This window comes from Ottowia sp., assembly GCF_047601385.1.
Taxonomy (GTDB): domain Bacteria; phylum Pseudomonadota; class Gammaproteobacteria; order Burkholderiales; family Burkholderiaceae_C; genus Ottowia.
This window is the reverse complement of record NZ_JASGJP010000001.1, coordinates 2,412,860-2,429,703: the sequence shown is the minus strand read 5'-3', so window position 1 is coordinate 2,429,703 and position 16,844 is coordinate 2,412,860. Positions and strand designations below refer to the sequence as shown.

Genomic DNA, 16,844 nt, shown 5'->3' with positions numbered 1-16,844 from the left:
GTGCGCGGTGCGGGGGCAGGGTCTCGCGGCAAGGCAAGGCGATCCCGGGAAGCGGTGTGCGCGGCCTGTCCCGAATTCACCGGTTCGCGGTCCGGCGCCACCTTTTCCAGCCTGCGCCTGTTGAGCCACCATGGCCGTCCGCGTTCGCGCGGCGCCATGAGTTCTGGCATAGTGCCGCGCACGACAAACAACTTTGACAACCGGAGACAAGACCATGCCCGCCCATCCCGGCAATACTCCCATCCTGGCCCGCTACCGCAACACCTGCGTCATCGGCGCCGGCGTCATCGGTGCCTCCTGGGCCGCGCTCTTCCTGGCCCACGGCCTGAACGTGGTCATCAACGACCCGGCGCCCGACATCGAAGGCACCGTGCTGGGCATGCTGCGCAAGGCCGCCCCGGCGCTGAAGGATCTCGGCCTGCCGCACGAGGGGCTGGAAAAGAACCTGCGCTTCGAGCCCGACCTGGAGAAGGCCGTGGCCGGCGCCGACCTGGTGCAGGAGAACGGCCCCGAGCGCACCGAGTGGAAGCAGGACCTGTGGGCGCGCATCGAAAAGGCCGCGCCCAAGCACGCGTTGCTGCTGTCGTCCAGCTCGGCGCGCCCGGCCACGCTGCAGGCCAAGAAGATGCAGGACCCGAGCCGCCTGCTGGTGGGCCACCCCTTCAACCCGCCGCACCTGATCCCGCTGGTGGAGGTGGTGCCGGGCGAGAAGACCGACCCGCAGGCCACCGCGGACGCGGCGGCCTTCTACAAGGCGCTGGGCAAGGTGGCGCCGGTGCTGCGCAAGGAGATCGGCGGCTTCGTCGTCAACCGGCTGCAGCGCGCCATCTTCCGCGAGGCCTGCTTCCTGGTGAAGGAGGGCGTGGTCACCATCGAGGAGCTGGACGACTGCGTCACCAATTCCGTCGGGCTGCGCTGGGCGGTGAACGGGCCGTTCAGCTCGTTCTACATGGGCGGCGGGCCGACCGGCTTCCGCGGCTATTTCAAGCAGTTCGGGCCGGGCTTCGTCAAATCGTGGGCCGACCACTCGCCCATCGAGTACAGCGACGAGATCGCCCAGCTCATCATCGACCAGGGCGACAAGGCCTACGCCGACACGCCCATGGAGCAGATGGAGAACCTGCGCGACCAGACCCAGGTGGCGCTGCTGCACGCCAAGGCGGCGGTGAAGAAGGCCAACGGGCAGGGCTGAGGGGAATACGCCGTGGACATGCTGTTCAAGGGCCTCAAGGTCATCGACTGCGGCAGCTTCATCGCCGCGCCGGTCGCGGCCACGATGCTGGGCGACTTCGGCGCCGACGTGATCAAGGTGGAGCCGCCGGGCGTCGGCGACCCCTACCGCGCGACCTACAAGGCGCCCGGCATGCCGGTGTCCGACCAGCCCTACAACTGGCTGCTCGACAACCGCGGCAAGCGCAGCCTGGCGCTGGACCTGCGCCAGCCCGAGGGCCAGGAAGTGCTGCACCGGCTGGCGGCCGGGGCCGACGTGTTCATCACCAACTACCCGCTGGCGGTGCGCAGGAAGCTGGGGCTGGACGCCGCGCGCATCCGCGCGCTGAACCCGCGGCTGATCTACGCCTCCTTCACCGGCTACGGCGAGACCGGCGCCGAGGTGAACAAGCCCGGCTTCGACCTGACGGCCTACTGGGCGCGCTCGGGCCTGATGGCCACGGTGCGCACCGATGCCAAGACCCCGCCGGCGCGCGGGGTCACCGGCATGGGCGACCACCCTTCCGGCACTTCGCTGTTCGCGGCCATCCTGCTGGGGCTGCTGCAACGCGAGCGCACCGGCCAGGGCACGCAGGTGGGCTCCTCGCTGCTGGCCAACGGCATGTGGTCGAACGGCGTGATGGCGCAGGCCGCCCTGTGCGGCGGCAGGTACGTGCCGCGCCCGCCGCGCGACCAGCTGCCGAACGCGCTGGTCGGCTACTACCGCTGCGGCGACGACCGCTGGTTCGTGCTGGTCAGCTCCAACGAAGAGCGCGACTGGCCGCTGATGGCCCGGTGCCTGGGCCAGCCCGAGCTGGTCGATGACCCGCGCTTCGCCACCCAGGCCGGCCGCTACGCGCACTCGCGCGAGCTCATCGCCATCTTCGACGCCGCCTTCGCCAGCCGCGACCGCGACGAATGGCGCCGGCGCCTGGACGAGGCGGGCATCGTGTTCGAATGCATCGCCGAGCTGGCCGACATCCCGCACGACGCGCAGATGCGCGAGGCCGGCGTGGTGGTGCCGTTCGAGGACGACGGGCAGCCCACCATCGCCAGCCCGATGTACGTGGAAGGCGCGCCCAAGCGCCCGCCGCGCAAGCCGGCGGCCCTGGGCCAGCACAACGAGGAGCTGCTGCGCGAGGCCGGCTACGACGACGCGGCGATCGCCCGGCTGCGCGCGGCGAGGGTCGTGGCCTGAACGTCCTGCGCGTGACACAAGCGCGTTATTCCGCTGGCGACAATGACCAATTGCGCGTAGAAAGCCGACAGGCAATCACAAGATGAAGGAGACAACGATGGCAGGCAGGAATCCAAAGCGCGACTCAACCGGGACGGAGGCTTGAACGACATGGCCTCCTCCCTGATTCCCGATCCCTTCCAGATGTGGCGCGACGCGCTCACCAAGATGGAAGGCGAAGTCAACACCCTGGCCACGGGCAGCCTCAAGTCGAACGAGGTGGTGCGCACCATGAACCAGCTCGCCGGCATGACGCTCGGCACGCAGCAAATGTTCGAGAAGGTGATGGAAGCCTACCTGCGGCGCGCCAACCTGCCCAGCCGCAAGGAGGTGGCGGAACTGGCCGAGTCGCTGCAGCGCATCGAGAGCAAGCTCGACCAGGTGCTGGGCGTCAGCGCCGCCGCCCCCGCCGCCGCCCCGCGCCCGGCGCGTACGCGGCGGCCCGCCGCCGCCCCGGCGCCCGAGGCAGCGCCCGAACCCGAGGCCGTGAAGGCGCCGAAGAAGACGGCGAAGAAAACGGCCGCGCGCGGGCGGAAGGGGTAAGCCATGGCCACCCAAGCAGCCACCGGCACGCCAGCCAAGAGCAAGCCCCCGCAGGCGGGCGGCGGAAAGCCAGCAGCCAAGGAAACCGACCTCGAGCTCGCGGCGCGCCTGCGCCTGGAGGTAGAGCGCGCGGTGCAGCGCGGCCTCAAGGGCATCGAGCTGCTGGGCGCGCCGCCGGCGGCCGTCGGCGGCACGGCCAAAACGGTGCTGCACCGGCGCGGCACGCTGGAGCTCGTGCACTACCACGCCCGCGTCGACGAGGTGTACCGGGTGCCCATCCTGCTCGTGATGGCGCCCACCAACAAGGCCTTCATCCTCGACCTCACGCCCGGCCAGAGCCTGGTGGAGTTTCTGCTGGACAGCGGCTACGACCTCTACCTGATCGACTGGAACCCACCCACCGATGCCGAGCGCGACATCGGGCTGGAGACCTACACGCAGGACTTCATCCCCGACTGCATCCGGCGCGTGCAGGAAGACAGCGGCGAGACCGACGTCACCCTGATCGGCTACTGCGCCGGCGGCATGCTCTCCACCATCTACCAGGCCACGCACCCCGAAGGGCCGGTCAAGAACCTGGTGTGCTTCACCACGCCGATCGACTACTCGCACATGGAGCTGTTCCGCAAGATGTCGAGCGAGGAGGGCTTCGACCTCGACCGCTTCGTGGACCGCGTCGGCGTCGTGCCGGCCGAGTTCGTGGCCGCCGGCTTCGACGCCCTGCGCCCGGCCAGCCGCGTGGCGGGCCAGATCAGGCTGTGGGACAACCTCTGGAACGACGAATACGTCAATGCCTTCCGCCGCATGGACCGCTGGGGCAACGAAACCCTGCCGCTGCCCGGCCGCTACTTCCGCGAGACCACGCAGAACCTGCTGCGCGACAACATGCTGTACAAGGGCACGCTGAAGGTCGGCGGCAAGAAGGTTCAGCTCAGCAACATCACGGTGCCGCTGCTGCATTTCGTCGCTCAGTACGACCACATCGTGCCGCCGCCGGCGGCGCAGCCGCTGGTGCAGCTGGTGGGCTCCGCCGACAAGGAGGAAGTGACGCTGCCCGGCGGGCACGTCAGCCTCGCCGCCGGCCCCAATGCCAGCAAGCGCATGTGGCCCAAACTCGTTTCCTGGCTGGAAGGACGTTCCGTATGACTTCATCTTCGCGCACCTATCCGCGCCACGTGCAATGCGATGGCAAGGCCATCGACATCGCGCGCCTGACCAGCGCCGACCGCGACGCCCTGGCCGCCCTGGTGGCCACGCTGCCCGAGCACGACCTGCTGTTCCTGCGGCGCGACATCTCGCACCCCAAGGTGCTCGACGCCTGGATGCGCGGGCTCGATACCGGCGCCCTGACCAGCCTGGTGGCCTGGGACGGCAAGAGCATGGTGGCCTGCTCGGCGATCATCACCGACGAGCTGAGCTGGTCGCGCCACGTGGGCGAGCTGCGCGTGCTGCTGTCGCCGGCCTGGCGCGGCCGCGGCCTGGGCCGCGTGATGATGCAGGAGTGCTTCGGGCAGGCGCTCGACCTGGGCCTGAAGAAGCTGGTGGCGCAGATGACCACCGACCAGCGCTCCGGCATCACCGTGTTCGAGGACATGGGCTTCAAGCCCGAGGCGCTGCTGGCCGGCCACGTGGCCGACCGCGCCGGCAAGCTCCACGACCTGGTGCTGCTCAGCCACCACGTGGACGCCGTGGCCGGGCGCAAGGATCTGTACGGCATCACCGAGGCCATGGGCGCCGGGTGATGCCGCGATAACGACCGACGAAAACCGAGAACCAACCAGGAGACGACGATGGACATGGGTGCGATGCTGGCAGGCAAGAAAGTGCTGATCACGGGCGCTTCTTCCGGCCTGGGGGAGAACTTCGCGCGCCTGGCGGCACGCTGCAAGGCCAAGGTGGTGATCGGCGCGCGCCGCACCGACCGGCTGGAAAAACTGGCCACCGAGCTGAAGGCGCTGGGCGCGCCCGAGGTGCAGGTGCTGGCGCTCGACGTCGCGTCCGAGCAGTCGATCCAGGACGCCTTCGCCGCCATCGACGCCTCGGGCCAGCCGCTGGACGTGGTGGTCAACAACGCCGGCGTCTCCAACGACGGCCTGGCGCTCGACCTGCCCATCAAGGATTTCGACCAGCTGATGGACATCAACGTGCGCGGCGTGTGGCTGGTGGCGGTCGAGGCCGCCAGGCGCTGGAAGAACGCCGGGCGCGGCGGCTCCGTCATCAACATCGCGTCGATCCAGGGCGAGCGCGTCATGAAGGGCATCACGCCCTACTCCATGTCCAAGGCCGCCGTGGTGCACATGACCAAGAGCCTGGCGCTGGAATGGGCGCGTTACGGCATCCGCGTCAACGCCATCGAGCCCGGCTACATCGGCACCGAAATGACCGACGACATGTGGCAGACCGAGCACGGCAAGGAGCTCATCAAGCGCATTCCCATGCGCCGCCTGGGCAAGCCGGAGGAGCTCAATGGCCTGTTCCTGCTGTTCGCCACCGAGGCCGGCTCGTGGATGACGGGCGCCTGCGTGCCGGTGGACGGCGGGCACCTGTGCTCGTCGCTTTGACGCGGGGTATCAGAGCATGAGCACGCCGCCCGGGTTCTCCGTCCTCGTCGACGGCTACAACTACTTCGAGTGCCCGCGCTGGCACGATGGCACTCTGTGGCTGTCGGATTTCTATTCGCACCAGGTGATTCGCGTCGGGCTCGACGGCCAGGTGGAGAAGGTGGCCGACGTGCCGCAGCAGCCTTCGGGCCTGGGCTGGCTGCCCGACGGGCGGCTGCTGATCGTCTCCATGCGCGACCGCAAGCTGCTGCGCCGCGAGGCCGACGGCCGGCTGGTGGAGCACGCCGACCTGTCGGGCATCGCCACCGGGCACCTGAACGACATGGTGGTCGATGCCCAGGGCCGCGCCTACGTGGGCAACTTCGGCTTCGACCTGATGGGCGGCGGCACGCCCGCCACGGCCACGCTGGCGCGCGTCGACCCCGACGGCTCGGTGCACCGCGCGGCCGAGGGGCTGTACTTCCCCAACGGCTCGATGATCACGCCCGACGGCCGCACGCTGATCGTGGGCGAGACCATGGGCAACCGCATCTCGGCCTTCGACATCGCCGCCGACGGCAGCCTGGGCCCGCGCCGCGACTGGGCCCGCTTCGGCGACCTGCCGCCGCTCGGCGACATCGCCGCCGCCATGGGCGCGCTCAAGGCCCTGCCCGACGGCGCCACGCTGGACGCCGAGGGCGCCGTGTGGTTCAGCGACAGCGGACGCAACTGCGTGGTGCGCGTGGCGCCGGGCGGCGAGGTGCTGGAGACCATCTCGACGGGTTCGATGGGCACCTTCGCCTGCACGCTGGGCGGCCCCGACAGGCGCACGCTGTTCGTCTGCGTGGCGCCGGACTTCCACGAAGACGCGCGCAAGGCGGCGCGCGAGGCGGCGATCTGGACGGTGCGCGTGCAGGTGCCGCACGCGGGGCGGCCCTGAGCCCGCGCGGATTCGGCATCGAATCCGCCTCCAGCGCTTGCGGGACAAGCGCTGGCAGCTATCATAATAATAGTTACCGTGCTGGGTGGGCCTGCCGATTCCATGGCGGCGCCCCCGGCCCGTCGATCGCGTTCCCGCGCGGAATGTCACGCCCCGAGGCCGATTCGCGGCGCGGTTTGTGACCCGCAGGTAAAGTTGGTCGGCCGAGCGCGCCGCCGAGGCGTTTTTGCCAACATGCCGGCCCGAAGGGGGGCCGGGTCTTCGCTGAGGGGATCGCATCATGAAGAGCTCTGTTGTCACACCGTTTCGCCTGGCCGTGCTGGCAGTTCTGGGAGCGGCGGCCACGGCCGCCGGCGCGCAGTCCATGGTGACCGCGCGCGTGCTGTCGGCGCAGCCGGTGGTCGAGCAGGTGCCGGTGCAGGACTGCGGACCGCAGGGCGGCCGCACGTCCGGGGCCGGCGCGGCGGTCGGCGCGGTGACGGGCGGGCTGATCGGCAGCCAGCTCGGCAAGGGCAGCGGCCACATCGCCGGCGCCATCCTGGGCGCTCTGGGCGGCGCCCTGCTGGGCAACACGGCCGAGGCCAGCCAGCCCTATCACGGCGGCTGCGCCACGCGCTACGGCCAGCGCGTGACGGGCTACGACGTCACCTACGAAGTCGGCGGCCGCCAGTACCAGACCCGCATGGCGCAGGCGCCCGGCCAGTGGCTGCAGGTGCCCGCGCCCGACGCCTACTACGGCCAGCCGGGCCACGACGGCGCGCAGAGCTACCCGGTGCAGCCGGCGCCGATGGCCGCGTACCCGATGCCGGCCTATCCGGCGGGGGGCGAGTCGTCCGGCGTGGCGGTGGTGACGGCGCCGCCAGCGGCGTATGGCGGCTATGCGTATCCGCAGCCGGCCTATCCGCAACCCTACTCCGACGCGTACCCGCCGCAGGCCTATCCGCAAGACTATCCGCCGCCCGGGTACCAGCCGGCCTACCCGCAGCCGGTTTACGTGCAGCCCGCGCCGCGCTACGTGGCGCCGGTGGGCGTCACCCTGTCGATCGGCGGCTTGGTGGGCCGCCACACGGGGGTGGGCGTCGGCATCGGATTCTAGGTCAGGCAACTATTAAAAAGAGAGCTGCCGGCGCTTACCCAGTAAGCGCCGGCAGCCTTTTTTGTGCTCAACCCAGTTGCGCGAGCTGGCGGCGCAGCCGGGCCACTTCCTCCATCAGGTCGGTGGTCAGCGCGGCCAGTTGCGGGTCGGCGTCGAAGGCGGCTTCCAGGTGCGCGACGCGGCGCACGCGCGTCAGCGTGGCACTGGCGAAGCGCCACTCGGCCGCGCCGCCGCCCTGCACGGGCTGCAGCACGCCGGCCTCGACGTGGGTGTGCACCCATTCGGGCGTGACGCGGCCGCAGCGCGCCAGCTCGTGCAGCGTCAGCGCGGCGTCGTCCAGCAGCTCGACCAGCTCGGCGGGGATGGTGATGGTGTTCATGTCGGTTCCCTCCTAGGCCCAATACTGTTCACATTCGCATCACAGGCGAAGGCAAATGGAGCTGATGAAGCACAGCGCCACGGTGCCGAATGCGGAAGTTGCTCATCTTGCGCTTGACGCCACGCGGGTTCAAACGTCCGCGGCTACTGACGCAACGCCCGCGTGCGATCTCCTGGAGCAGCGCATCGCGCCAGGCTGCCAGGTGCTCAGGGGGGAATGGCCGCAGCTTGCGGCATCTTGCGTTTGATCACGCGCACGGCGTGGGTGAAGCTCAAACGATCCGGATCAAGCCCTTGCGTGCAGGCTGCCTGGGCCATCAACTGCCGGATCGCGAAGTGCGCCAGCAGCAGCCCCCACAGCTCCTGACGCACCAACTCAGGCGTCTTGCTGCGCAGCACCGTGCTGGCTCCCCTCAGATGCGTCTTGAATTCGTCGAACACCCCCTCTATCTCCCAGCGCTCGTGGTACAGCGCCGCCAGATCCAGCGCTGGGGCCTGTTCATGGTCGAGGATGTTGGTCACCAGCCGGTAGCTGTCCTGCACGGGGCTGGCCGAGTCCTTCAAGGTGTAGTCGATCACGCGCACCACTTGCCCTTGCCCCGCTGGGCGCTGCCTGTCGGCGCTGTCGAATACCTCGCTCAGATAGGAGCCGTCGGGCAGTTGCCGGTGTACGTCGAGCTTGAGGTTGGCCTTGACGCGCCACACCAGGCTCGCACCGCTGGCGCAAGCCTTGCCCCACAAGCCAAAGCCATAGAAGCCCCGGTCGGCCAGCACCAGCATGTCCGGCTTGAACTTGACACACAGGGTCTGCGCCAGGGTGGTCTCGCCCTGGCTGCAAGGGGCCATGGCCGCGGCTACCACCGCATGCGTGCCACATTCCACCAGCCCCAGCACCCGCGCTTGCGGGAAGGCGCTGCTTCCTCGTGAGGAGCCTGGATAGCCGAAGAACGCTGCATTGGTCTTCTCATCGGCCACGTCCATTGCCGTGCCGTCCAGCGCCATGATGCGCCACCGGCGGTACCACGCCCCTGGCATGCCCGGGGCTGCCAGAGGACTGAGCACACGTTCGGCCAGTTGCTCCATGACCTCGGCGCCCAGGCGGCTGCGCGCCTGCGAGATTGCCGCCTTACTGGCCTGTACTGCTGGCGCTTGTCCTCTACTGAGCCATTGCAAGCCTTCGCACACCACGCGCAGCACTTCCTCCAGGGGCGCTTCTCGCCATAACGCCATGGCCATGATGTAGTACACCACCGCCGGTGCTGGCAACAGCCGCTCGCGCTTGCTGGCACGTTCCGTTTGCGCCAACACTTCGTCGATCAACGCCCTGGGACATACGCTGGCCAGGACGCCTACGCTCATCAGGTGCGCCACATCTATCTTCTCTGCCAGCGTCTTGCGCACTCTTGCCATCGGCTCCATCCATCACGGGGTTGGTGATGGGGGGATTGTGAAGCAATTGATTTTAGATGAACAGTATTGCTCCTAGGCCCGCCGGGGGTCGAACCCCGGGTAGCTGCCGGCCAGCGCCTGCCAGGCGGCCTGCTGCCCGGGCGTCACGGCGCCAGGCACGGCGATCTCCAGCTCCAGGTACAAATCGCCCGGCGTGGCGCTGGACGGGATGCCGCGCCCCTTCAGCCGCAGCCGGCGGCCGCCGCCGGAGCCGGCCGGCACGGTCACTTCCACCGCCTTGCCGTCCGGCGTATCGACCTGCACGCCGGCGCCCAGGGCCGCTTCCCAGGGTGCCACGCGCAGCTTCTGCGTCACGTCGCGGCCGTCGATGCGCCAGCGCGTGTCGGGCCGGAAGTGCACCTCCAGCAGCAGGTCGCCCGCCGGGCCGCCGTTGAAGCCGGGGCTGCCCTGGCCGGCCAGGCGGATCATCTGGCCCTCTTTCACGCCCTGCGGGATCTTGACCTGGAGGGTGCGCTCCTCGGGCACCACGCGGCCCTCGCCGTCCAGCCGGGCGCCGCGCAGGGTGATGGCGCGCTCGGCGCCGCGGTAGGCGTCGATCAGCGCCAGCTCGATGCGGGCGTGGTGGTCCTCGCCGCGCATCCGCGCCTGCGCGCCACCGGCCCGGGCGCGGCCGAACATCTGCTCGAAGAACTCGCTGAAGCCGCCTTCGCCGCCATGCACGCCGCCGCTCGCGCCCGGCGCGCCGGCATCGCCCCATTCATAGCCGGCGTTCCAGCCCGGCGGCGGCCGCACGTCGTCGCCCGAGCGCGCGCCGGCCGCCCAGGCCTGCGCGCCCACGGTGTCGTAGGCGGCGCGCTTCTCGGGGTCGCCCAGCACCGTGTTGGCCTCGTTGACCTCGGCCATGCGCTGGGCGGCGTCGGCTTCCTTGCTGACGTCCGGGTGGTACTTGCGGGCCAGCTTGCGGTAGGCCTTGCGGATGTCGTCCTGGGTGGCGGACTTCTCCACACCCAGGATCTGGTAGTAGTCCTTGAACTCCATGATGTGCTTTCAGATGACGGCGCCTGGCCTGTTTGCAAGCCATGCGGCCGGTGCCCCATGCTATAACCGACCCACCATGGTGTCGCATGCCCGCTGGCGTCTCTGGCTTGCCTTCCTGCTGCTGGCCGCGCTGCCCCTCAAGGGGCTGGCCGCGCTGGGCGTGACCGCCTGCTGCCCGTCCGGCGCGCCGGCGGCGGCGGCCGAGGCGCACCACGGGCATGCGGCGCAGCACGACACGCAGGCGCACCACCATGCCGAGGCTGGCCACGACCACGCCCATGCCGGCGACAAGGTGCCCGGCCAGCTCAAGCCGCCGCCCTGCTGCGCCGGCGCCGCCATGACGGCGCCCGTGGCGCCCCTGGCGCTGGCGTCGCCGGCCGCTGGCCCTGTGCAGGTCTGGACAGCCGCCCTGCTCCGCTCGGCCGACCTGGCCGGCCTGGACAAACCCCCCCGAGGCTGAACACCCCGCGCGCGGCCCCCGTGATGGGCCGCGAGGTTCGCACGCGCCTGCACGCTGGGCGCGTGCCGCAGTTTCAATGTTCCGCAGAGGGTGTTTCATGTCATTCCATCCATTGCACGCCATGCAGGCCGGCCTGTTGTGGGCCTTGTGCGTCGGCGCGGGCGCGCAGCAGCCGCCGGCCGCGCCCGCCAGCGCACCGGCCGCGGCACCGCCCGCAGAGCGCTCGGCCTTCGAAGGCTACCGCGCCTATGCCGAGCCGCCGGCCACCGGCTGGCGCCAGGCCAACGACACCGTGGGCCGCATCGGCGGCTGGCGCGCCTATGCGCGCGAGGCGCAGGCCGCCCAGCCCGAATCTGCTCCGGCCCACGATCACCACCACGACCACGGAGGCGCGCGATGAGCCCGCGCATCGCCGCGCTGGTGGCCCTGCTGGCGCTGGCCGGCTGCGCCACCGTGGACGTGGACCGGCACGTCGCCGCCGTCAACCAGGACGCCGCCGCCTTCACCGGCGGCCAGCTCGCCCTGGCGCGCACCGAGGAGCAGCGCGCCCGCCAGCTGGCCGCCGCCGACCGCCTGCTGGCCGCGCCGCTCGGCCAAGCCGAGGCGGTGCAGTTGGCGCTGCTGAACAGCCCCGCCGTGCAGGCCAGGCTGGCGCAGCACTGGGCCGACGCCGCTGGCGCGGCGCAGCAGGCGCGGCTGGCCAACCCGGTGCTGAGCTTCGAGCGCCTGCACGGCGGCGGCGAGCTGGAGATCGCCCGCACGCTCTCCTTCGGCCTGTTCGAGCTGCTGACGCTGCCCGCGCGCGCGGCGCTGGCCGACCAGCGCGTGGCCGCCGCGCGGTTGCAGCTCACCGCCGGCGTGGTGGACCAGGTCACGCAGGCGCGCCAGGCCTGGGTGCGCGCGGTGGCGGCGCGGCAGGGCCTGGCCTATGCGCGCCAGGTGGCCGACAGCGCCGAGGTCAGCGCCGAGCTGGCGCGCCGCATGCAGGCCGTGGGCAACTGGAACCGCCTTACCCGCGCGCGACAGCAGCTTTTCTACGCCGACGCCACCACCCAGCTGGCGCTGGCGCAGCAGGCCGAGCTGGCCGCCCGCGAGCAGTTGGTGCGCCTGCTCGGCCTGACCGGCGCCCAGGCCGCGCGCCTGGCGCTGCCCGAGCGCCTGCCCGATCTGCCCGCCGAGCCGTTGGCGCCCGCCGCCGTCGGCGCGGCCGCCCCCGACACCCGCCTCGACCTGCGCCAGGCCCGCGCGCGCTACGACAGCGCCGCGCGCGCCCAGGGCCTGGAGCGCGTGGCCAGCGTGATCGACGCCGAGCTGGCCGCGCGCAGCGACACCACCTGGGGCCACGGCGCGCGCCAGTCCCCGCGCGGCTGGGAGTTGGGCCTACGCCTGCCCCTGTTCGACTGGGGCGGCGCCCGGCGCGACGCCATGACCGCCCAGACCCTGGCCGCCGCCCACGCGCTGGAGGCCGCGCGCCGCGCCGCCGAGTCCGAGCTGCGCGAGGGCTACGCCGCCTACCGCGGCGCCTGGGACGTGGCGCGCCACTGGCAGGACGAGGTGGTGCCGCTGCGCCGCCTGATGCAGGAGGAGAACCTGCTGCGCTACAACGCCATGCTGATCGGCGTGTTCGAGCTGTTGCAGGACGCGCGCGAGCAGGTGCGGAGCGTCATCGCCGCCCTCGACGCGCAGCAGCGGTTCTGGCTGGCCGACGCCGCCTTGCAGGCCGCCCTGGTCGGCCGCCCGCTCACCCCCAACCCCGCGGGCGCCGCGCCCGCCCTTGCAGGAGGCAGCGATGCCCAAGCGCACTGATTTCGATAGCGCCTCGCGCCGGTCCTTCCTGCGCCGGGCGGCGATTTCGTCCACGGCCGTGGCGGCCGCGACGGTCGGCCGCGCCGCGCTGGCCGCCGTGCCCGAGCCGGTGTCGCAGCACACGCCCGCCACCGCGCCGCCCTGGCAGCCGCCCACGGGGCGGCCGTACAACCCGGTGGTCACCCTCAACGGCTGGACGCTGCCCTGGCGCATGAACGCCGGCGTCAAGGAGTTCCACCTGGTCGCCGAGCCCGTGGTGCGCGAGATGGCGCCCGGCTTCAAGGCCCACCTGTGGGGCTACAACGGCCAGTCGCCCGGCCCCACCATCGAGGTGGTCGAGGGCGACCGCGTGCGCGTGTTCGTCACCAACCGCCTGCCCGAGCACACCAGCGTGCACTGGCACGGCCAGCGCCTGCCCAACGGCATGGACGGCGTGGCCGGGCTGACGCAGCCGCCCATCGAGCCCGGCAAGACCTTCGTCTACGAGTTCAGCGCGCGCCGGCCCGGCACCTTCATGTACCACCCGCACGCCGACGAGATGGCGCAGCTCGCCATGGGCCTCATGGGCCTGTGGATCACCCACCCGCGCGAGCCGAACCGCACGCCCGGCTACCAGCCGGCGCAGCGCGACTTCTGCTTTCTGCTGAACGCCTTCGACATCGACCCCGGCAGCGCCACGCCGCGCATCATGACGATGACGGACTTCAACCTGTGGGCGTGGAATTCGCGCATCTTCCCCGGCATCGACAGCCTGAACGTGCGGCGCGGCGACCGCGTGCGCATCCGCGTCGGCAACCTCACCATGACCAACCACCCGATCCACGTGCACGGGCACGAGTTCGTCGTCGCCGGCACCGACGGCGGCTGGACGCCCCCCGCCGGCCGCTGGCCCGAGGTGACGGTGGACGTCGGCGTCGGCCAGATGCGCGCCATCGAGTTCATTGCCGACGAGGAAGGCGACTGGGCGCTGCACTGCCACAAGAGCCACCACACCATGAACGCCATGGGCCACGACGTGCCCACCATGATCGGCGTCGACCACCGCGGCATCGCCGCGAAGATGGCGCGCCTGATCCCCGACTACATGGTGATGGGCGAGCGCGGCATGGCCGACATGACCGGGATGGCCATGCCCCTGCCCGACAACACCGCGCCCATGATGGCCGGCCAGGGCCCGTTCGGCGCCGTCGGCATGGGCGGCATGTTCAGCGTGCTGAAGGTGCGCCGCGACCAGCCGCACGGCGACTACCGCGACCCGGGCTGGTACGCGCACCCGCCCGGCACCGTCGCGCACGAGGTCGGCGCGCCCGTGCCCGAACCCGCGCGCCAGTCCGCCGCCGGCGGCAGTGCCATGCCGCGCGCCGGCGACGAGCCCCCCGCCGAGGTGCGCGTGCGCCGCGCGGGCGGGCACGGCCACGCGGGGCATTGATGGAATACTCTTTTTTTGATAGCTGCCAGCGCTTGCCACACAAGCGCTGGGGGCACTTTTTGCTTGAAACCGCCATGAAGACCCGAAGCCTGGACCTGGTCGCCGCCCTGGCACTTGCTGCCGCCGTGCCCGCCCTGGCGCAGCACCACGCCGCCCACGGCGCCGCGCCCGCCTCGGCACCCGTCGCCGCCGAAGCGGCCGCGTGGGTGCAGGGCGAAGTGCGCCGCATCGACGCCGCCAACGCCCGTGTGACCCTGCGCCACGGCGACATCCCCAACCTGAACATGCCGCCCATGACCATGGCCTTCAGCCTGCGCGACCCGGCGCTGCTGCAAGGCCTGAAGGTGGGCGACAAAGTGCGCTTCACCGCCGTCGATGCCGGCGGCGGGCAGCTCGCCATCACCGCGCTGGAGAAGTCGCCCTAAGCCTGGGCTTTGGGCGCCGGCGCGCGCCGGTTCACCAGCACGATGCCCACCGCCACCAGCGCCAGCGCGGCCACCAGGCTGGGCGTGACCGGCTCGCGCAGCCACAGCGCGCCCGCCAGCAGCGCGAACAGCGGCGTGAGGAACACGAAGGCCGAGATGCGCGTGGCCGGGTAGTGCGCCAGCAGCCACATCCACGCCAGGTAGCTGGCGAACGCGCCCACCACCGTCTGCAAGGCCATCGAGGTGGCGGCGAACGCGCTCCACCGCCACACCCAGGTTTCGCCCAGGGCCAGCGACAGCGCGGGCAGCGTCGCCGCGCTGACGGCCACCTGGTAGAACAGCAGCTTCTCCGGCGACGCGGCGCCGAGGCGCGTGGCGCGGATCGTCACCGTCGTCAGCCCCCACAGCGCGCCGGCCAGCAGGGCCAGCAGATCACCGCGCCAGGTGTTGCCGGCGCCCTGCGCGAAGCCGCCGCTCAGCGCGAACACCACCGCCGCGAACGCGCAGGCCAGCCCCGCCCACTGCACCGCGCGCAGCCGCTCGGTCGGCACGAACAGCGGCAGCAGCACCGCCACCCAGAACGGCGAGGTGTAGAGAAACACCGTCAGCCGCGAGGCCGTGGTGTGCTGCAAGCCCAGGTACATGGCCGCGAACTCGGCCGCGAACAGCGCGCCCGCCAGCAGCCCCGCGCCCAGCGTGCCGTCGCGCGCCCACAGCGCGATGCCGCGCCAGCGGCACCACAGCAGCAGCAATACCACCGCGCCGGCGAAGCGCAGCCCCGCCTGGAACACCGGCGGCAGCTCCGGCAGCGTGGCCTTCACCAGCACCTGCTGCGCGCCCCAGAACAGGCAGCAGGCCAGCAGCACGCTGACGGCCCGGCCGTCCAAATGAGCCTTGCGTTCGGTCACAGCGCCGTTTCGGTATAGAAGCGCCCGCCATGGAACAGCAGCGGCGCCGCGCCCGCGCGGTGGTCGCAATGCTCCACCCGGCCGATGAAGATCACGTGGTCGCCCGCCTCGTGCAGGGCCAGGCTTTCGCACTCGAAGTGCGCCACCGCGCCGGCCAGCAGCGGCGCGCCCGCCATGCCCGGCCGCCAGGCCACGCCGGCCCAGCGCTCCACGCGCGGCGCCGCGAAGCGCAGCGCCAGGTCCTGCTGAGCGGCGCCCAGCACGTTGATGGCGTAGTGCGTGCCGGCCTGGAACACCGGCAGCGAAGTGGAGTTAAGCGCCAGGTTCCACGACACCAGCGGCGGCACCAGCGAGACCGAGGCGAAGGAATTCACCGTCAGCCCCACCGGCGCGCCGTCCGGCGCGCGCGCCGTGACGATGGCCACCCCGGTGGCGAACATGCCGAGCGCGGCGCGGAACTCGGTCAGGGAAAAGGCCGGCGCGGCGGCTTGAGGATCAGGCATGCGGCTGAATCATAGCCATCGGTTGCCGAGCCCAGCGCGGGCAGGGCGATATGCGACGAAGCAAGCGTGCGCGCGAACAGTCAGGCCGCGCCGTGCCTCAACTGCCTGAGCCCGGCCAGGTTGTCCCACTCGGCCCACGCCTCGGCGATGCGCCCATTCTCGATGCGGTAGATCGCCAGGTACGTGGCCTCCAGCACCTTGCCCGATCCAGCAGCGACGCTGTGACGCCGGAAGTCGGGCGCAAGAACGGAGCGCAGGCGAACCCAGTCCGTTGCATTGATGGCATCGACGAAAGCGCGGACGAGCGATTTGCTTTCTGCGCGCATCCCAGATTCTCCATCGGCTTGAGCGAAGCCTCAGGTCTTGTCGCCGGAGCCGTATTGCGAGCGCACGTAGCGGTGGACCTTCCAGGCCAGCCAGACAAGAGCGCATCCGGCTGCGGCATATACAGCGAACGCCAACACGAAGCCCACCGGCGCCTGGGCGAAGACGAATTCGGGACCACCGGGCCAAAGGGTAGCCATGCGGCCGGTGCGCAGCCCTTTGATGGCGATGAAGATGAAAAGGGCCCCGAAGAGGAGCAGCCCGAACGTGCCGAACCCGGTACTACCCTGCCGCTCCGACAGGAGGCCGAAACGCCTGTAGTAGCGTGTGTCAGCACCGAGGTTGAAGACGAACACCACCAGGGCCAGGAGACCGGTGATGAGTGAGATCAAGCGCACCACCGGGCTCAGGGGGGGGCCGCGGAACAGAATTTCTGCCGCGTACCACAGCCCGACCGCGGCAGCGAGTGCGAGCAGCGCAGCGATTCGACGGGGTGTCACGATGGTTGTTGGGTGAGGCCCGAGGCCGTCAAGCTAAACGTATGGTTGGCTGCGTTTTCGCTGAGTGCGAGTTGCTTTGGGGAAATTTTTATTTGACT

At 70.9% G+C, this 16,844-nt stretch carries 19 protein-coding genes and 1 pseudogene; 13 read left to right on the top strand and 7 right to left on the bottom strand.

Going from position 1 to position 16,844, the window contains the following annotated elements:
• Nucleotides 1–214: 214 nt before the first annotated feature.
• The 8 genes from QM772_RS11885 (at nucleotide 215) to QM772_RS11850 (ending at nucleotide 7,565) form a co-directional block, all read left to right on the top strand.
• A complete protein-coding gene (locus QM772_RS11885; RefSeq protein WP_415136694.1) occupies nucleotides 215–1,192 on the top strand; it encodes a 3-hydroxyacyl-CoA dehydrogenase NAD-binding domain-containing protein in 978 nt (325 codons plus the stop codon).
• An 18-nt stretch (nucleotides 1,193–1,210) separates the two neighbouring features.
• Nucleotides 1,211–2,407 (top strand): CaiB/BaiF CoA transferase family protein, encoded by a 1,197-nt coding sequence (locus QM772_RS11880; protein WP_415139571.1) that lies wholly within the window; start codon nucleotides 1,211–1,213, stop codon nucleotides 2,405–2,407.
• A gap of 150 nt (nucleotides 2,408–2,557) precedes the next feature.
• The gene (locus QM772_RS11875; RefSeq protein ID WP_415136692.1) at nucleotides 2,558–2,989 is read left to right on the top strand and encodes a hypothetical protein; all 432 of its coding nucleotides are present in this window, start codon (nucleotides 2,558–2,560) and stop codon (nucleotides 2,987–2,989) included.
• Nucleotides 2,990–2,992: 3 nt separating this feature from the next.
• A complete protein-coding gene (locus QM772_RS11870; RefSeq protein ID WP_415136690.1) occupies nucleotides 2,993–4,135 on the top strand; it encodes a PHA/PHB synthase family protein in 1,143 nt (380 codons plus the stop codon).
• Nucleotides 4,132–4,731: a GNAT family N-acetyltransferase gene (locus QM772_RS11865; RefSeq protein WP_415136688.1), complete on the top strand. Its 600-nt coding sequence runs from the start codon at nucleotides 4,132–4,134 to the stop codon at nucleotides 4,729–4,731. Before QM772_RS11870 ends, QM772_RS11865 begins: the two co-directional genes overlap by 4 nt.
• Nucleotides 4,732–4,779: 48 nt before the next feature.
• On the top strand, nucleotides 4,780–5,550 hold the full coding sequence (locus QM772_RS11860) for an SDR family NAD(P)-dependent oxidoreductase (protein WP_415136686.1): 771 nt from the start codon (nucleotides 4,780–4,782) through the stop codon (nucleotides 5,548–5,550).
• A gap of 16 nt (nucleotides 5,551–5,566) precedes the next feature.
• Nucleotides 5,567–6,469, top strand: a complete 903-nt coding sequence (locus tag QM772_RS11855; RefSeq protein WP_415136684.1) for an SMP-30/gluconolactonase/LRE family protein — start codon at nucleotides 5,567–5,569, stop codon at nucleotides 6,467–6,469.
• 280 nt (nucleotides 6,470–6,749) lie between these two features.
• Nucleotides 6,750–7,565: a glycine zipper 2TM domain-containing protein gene (locus QM772_RS11850; protein ID WP_415136682.1), complete on the top strand. Its 816-nt coding sequence runs from the start codon at nucleotides 6,750–6,752 to the stop codon at nucleotides 7,563–7,565.
• Between the two features lie 67 nt (nucleotides 7,566–7,632).
• Here the strand turns inward: QM772_RS11850 and QM772_RS11845 are convergent, their stop codons facing one another.
• From QM772_RS11845 to QM772_RS11835, 3 genes are all read right to left on the bottom strand, one after another.
• Complete coding sequence (locus tag QM772_RS11845; protein ID WP_415136680.1) at nucleotides 7,633–7,944, bottom strand: chaperone modulator CbpM; 312 nt, start codon at nucleotides 7,942–7,944, stop codon at nucleotides 7,633–7,635.
• 206 nt (nucleotides 7,945–8,150) lie between these two features.
• Nucleotides 8,151–9,362: an IS4 family transposase gene (locus tag QM772_RS11840; RefSeq protein WP_415134482.1), complete on the bottom strand. Its 1,212-nt coding sequence runs from the start codon at nucleotides 9,360–9,362 to the stop codon at nucleotides 8,151–8,153.
• A gap of 63 nt (nucleotides 9,363–9,425) precedes the next feature.
• Nucleotides 9,426–10,391, bottom strand: coding sequence for a DnaJ C-terminal domain-containing protein (locus tag QM772_RS11835; RefSeq protein WP_415136678.1), 966 nt, complete (start codon nucleotides 10,389–10,391; stop codon nucleotides 9,426–9,428).
• A gap of 76 nt (nucleotides 10,392–10,467) precedes the next feature.
• On the opposite strand from QM772_RS11835, the gene QM772_RS11830 reads away from it, so the two are divergent.
• From QM772_RS11830 to QM772_RS11810, 5 genes are all read left to right on the top strand, one after another.
• Nucleotides 10,468–10,851 (top strand): hypothetical protein, encoded by a 384-nt coding sequence (locus tag QM772_RS11830; protein ID WP_415136676.1) that lies wholly within the window; start codon nucleotides 10,468–10,470, stop codon nucleotides 10,849–10,851.
• Nucleotides 10,852–10,948: 97 nt separating this feature from the next.
• The gene (locus QM772_RS11825) at nucleotides 10,949–11,251 is read left to right on the top strand and encodes a hypothetical protein (RefSeq protein ID WP_415136674.1); all 303 of its coding nucleotides are present in this window, start codon (nucleotides 10,949–10,951) and stop codon (nucleotides 11,249–11,251) included.
• Nucleotides 11,248–12,657, top strand: coding sequence for a TolC family protein (locus QM772_RS11820; protein ID WP_415136672.1), 1,410 nt, complete (start codon nucleotides 11,248–11,250; stop codon nucleotides 12,655–12,657). Before QM772_RS11825 ends, QM772_RS11820 begins: the two co-directional genes overlap by 4 nt.
• Entirely contained in the window at nucleotides 12,641–14,086 is a 1,446-nt protein-coding gene (locus tag QM772_RS11815; RefSeq protein WP_415136670.1) for a multicopper oxidase family protein, read from the top strand. The genes QM772_RS11820 and QM772_RS11815 overlap by 17 nt, the downstream gene beginning before the upstream one ends.
• Nucleotides 14,087–14,160: 74 nt before the next feature.
• On the top strand, nucleotides 14,161–14,511 hold the full coding sequence (locus QM772_RS11810) for a copper-binding protein (RefSeq protein ID WP_415136668.1): 351 nt from the start codon (nucleotides 14,161–14,163) through the stop codon (nucleotides 14,509–14,511).
• On the opposite strand, the gene QM772_RS11805 is transcribed toward QM772_RS11810, so the two are convergent.
• The 4 genes and pseudogenes from QM772_RS11805 to QM772_RS11790 form a co-directional block, all read right to left on the bottom strand.
• A complete protein-coding gene (locus QM772_RS11805; protein ID WP_415136666.1) occupies nucleotides 14,508–15,419 on the bottom strand; it encodes a DMT family transporter in 912 nt (303 codons plus the stop codon). The genes QM772_RS11810 and QM772_RS11805 overlap by 4 nt on opposite strands.
• The gene (locus QM772_RS11800) at nucleotides 15,416–15,922 is read right to left on the bottom strand and encodes a flavin reductase family protein (protein WP_415136664.1); all 507 of its coding nucleotides are present in this window, start codon (nucleotides 15,920–15,922) and stop codon (nucleotides 15,416–15,418) included. Before QM772_RS11800 ends, QM772_RS11805 begins: the two co-directional genes overlap by 4 nt.
• Nucleotides 15,923–16,002: 80 nt before the next feature.
• A pseudogene (locus QM772_RS11795) lies at nucleotides 16,003–16,254 on the bottom strand (ester cyclase); the annotation flags it as partial.
• 24 nt (nucleotides 16,255–16,278) lie between these two features.
• Nucleotides 16,279–16,746 (bottom strand): hypothetical protein, encoded by a 468-nt coding sequence (locus tag QM772_RS11790; protein WP_415136662.1) that lies wholly within the window; start codon nucleotides 16,744–16,746, stop codon nucleotides 16,279–16,281.
• Between the last annotated feature and the right edge of the window lie 98 nt (nucleotides 16,747–16,844).

Excerpts from the sequence above, each read along its gene's own strand:
- QM772_RS11885 (WP_415136694.1), top strand. The coding sequence starts at position 215 with ATGCCCGCCCATCCCGGCAATACTCCCATCCTGGCCCGCTACCGCAAC.
- QM772_RS11880 (WP_415139571.1), top strand. The coding sequence starts at position 1,211 with ATGCTGTTCAAGGGCCTCAAGGTCATCGACTGCGGCAGCTTCATCGCC.
- QM772_RS11875 (WP_415136692.1), top strand. The coding sequence starts at position 2,558 with ATGGCCTCCTCCCTGATTCCCGATCCCTTCCAGATGTGGCGCGACGCG.
- QM772_RS11870 (WP_415136690.1), top strand. The coding sequence starts at position 2,993 with ATGGCCACCCAAGCAGCCACCGGCACGCCAGCCAAGAGCAAGCCCCCG.
- QM772_RS11865 (WP_415136688.1), top strand. The coding sequence starts at position 4,132 with ATGACTTCATCTTCGCGCACCTATCCGCGCCACGTGCAATGCGATGGC.
- QM772_RS11860 (WP_415136686.1), top strand. The coding sequence starts at position 4,780 with ATGGACATGGGTGCGATGCTGGCAGGCAAGAAAGTGCTGATCACGGGC.
- QM772_RS11855 (WP_415136684.1), top strand. The coding sequence starts at position 5,567 with ATGAGCACGCCGCCCGGGTTCTCCGTCCTCGTCGACGGCTACAACTAC.
- QM772_RS11850 (WP_415136682.1), top strand. The coding sequence starts at position 6,750 with ATGAAGAGCTCTGTTGTCACACCGTTTCGCCTGGCCGTGCTGGCAGTT.
- QM772_RS11845 (WP_415136680.1), bottom strand. The coding sequence starts at position 7,944 with ATGAACACCATCACCATCCCCGCCGAGCTGGTCGAGCTGCTGGACGAC.
- QM772_RS11840 (WP_415134482.1), bottom strand. The coding sequence starts at position 9,362 with ATGGAGCCGATGGCAAGAGTGCGCAAGACGCTGGCAGAGAAGATAGAT.
- QM772_RS11835 (WP_415136678.1), bottom strand. The coding sequence starts at position 10,391 with ATGGAGTTCAAGGACTACTACCAGATCCTGGGTGTGGAGAAGTCCGCC.
- QM772_RS11830 (WP_415136676.1), top strand. The coding sequence starts at position 10,468 with ATGGTGTCGCATGCCCGCTGGCGTCTCTGGCTTGCCTTCCTGCTGCTG.
- QM772_RS11825 (WP_415136674.1), top strand. The coding sequence starts at position 10,949 with ATGTCATTCCATCCATTGCACGCCATGCAGGCCGGCCTGTTGTGGGCC.
- QM772_RS11820 (WP_415136672.1), top strand. The coding sequence starts at position 11,248 with ATGAGCCCGCGCATCGCCGCGCTGGTGGCCCTGCTGGCGCTGGCCGGC.
- QM772_RS11815 (WP_415136670.1), top strand. The coding sequence starts at position 12,641 with ATGCCCAAGCGCACTGATTTCGATAGCGCCTCGCGCCGGTCCTTCCTG.
- QM772_RS11810 (WP_415136668.1), top strand. The coding sequence starts at position 14,161 with ATGAAGACCCGAAGCCTGGACCTGGTCGCCGCCCTGGCACTTGCTGCC.
- QM772_RS11800 (WP_415136664.1), bottom strand. The coding sequence starts at position 15,922 with ATGCCTGATCCTCAAGCCGCCGCGCCGGCCTTTTCCCTGACCGAGTTC.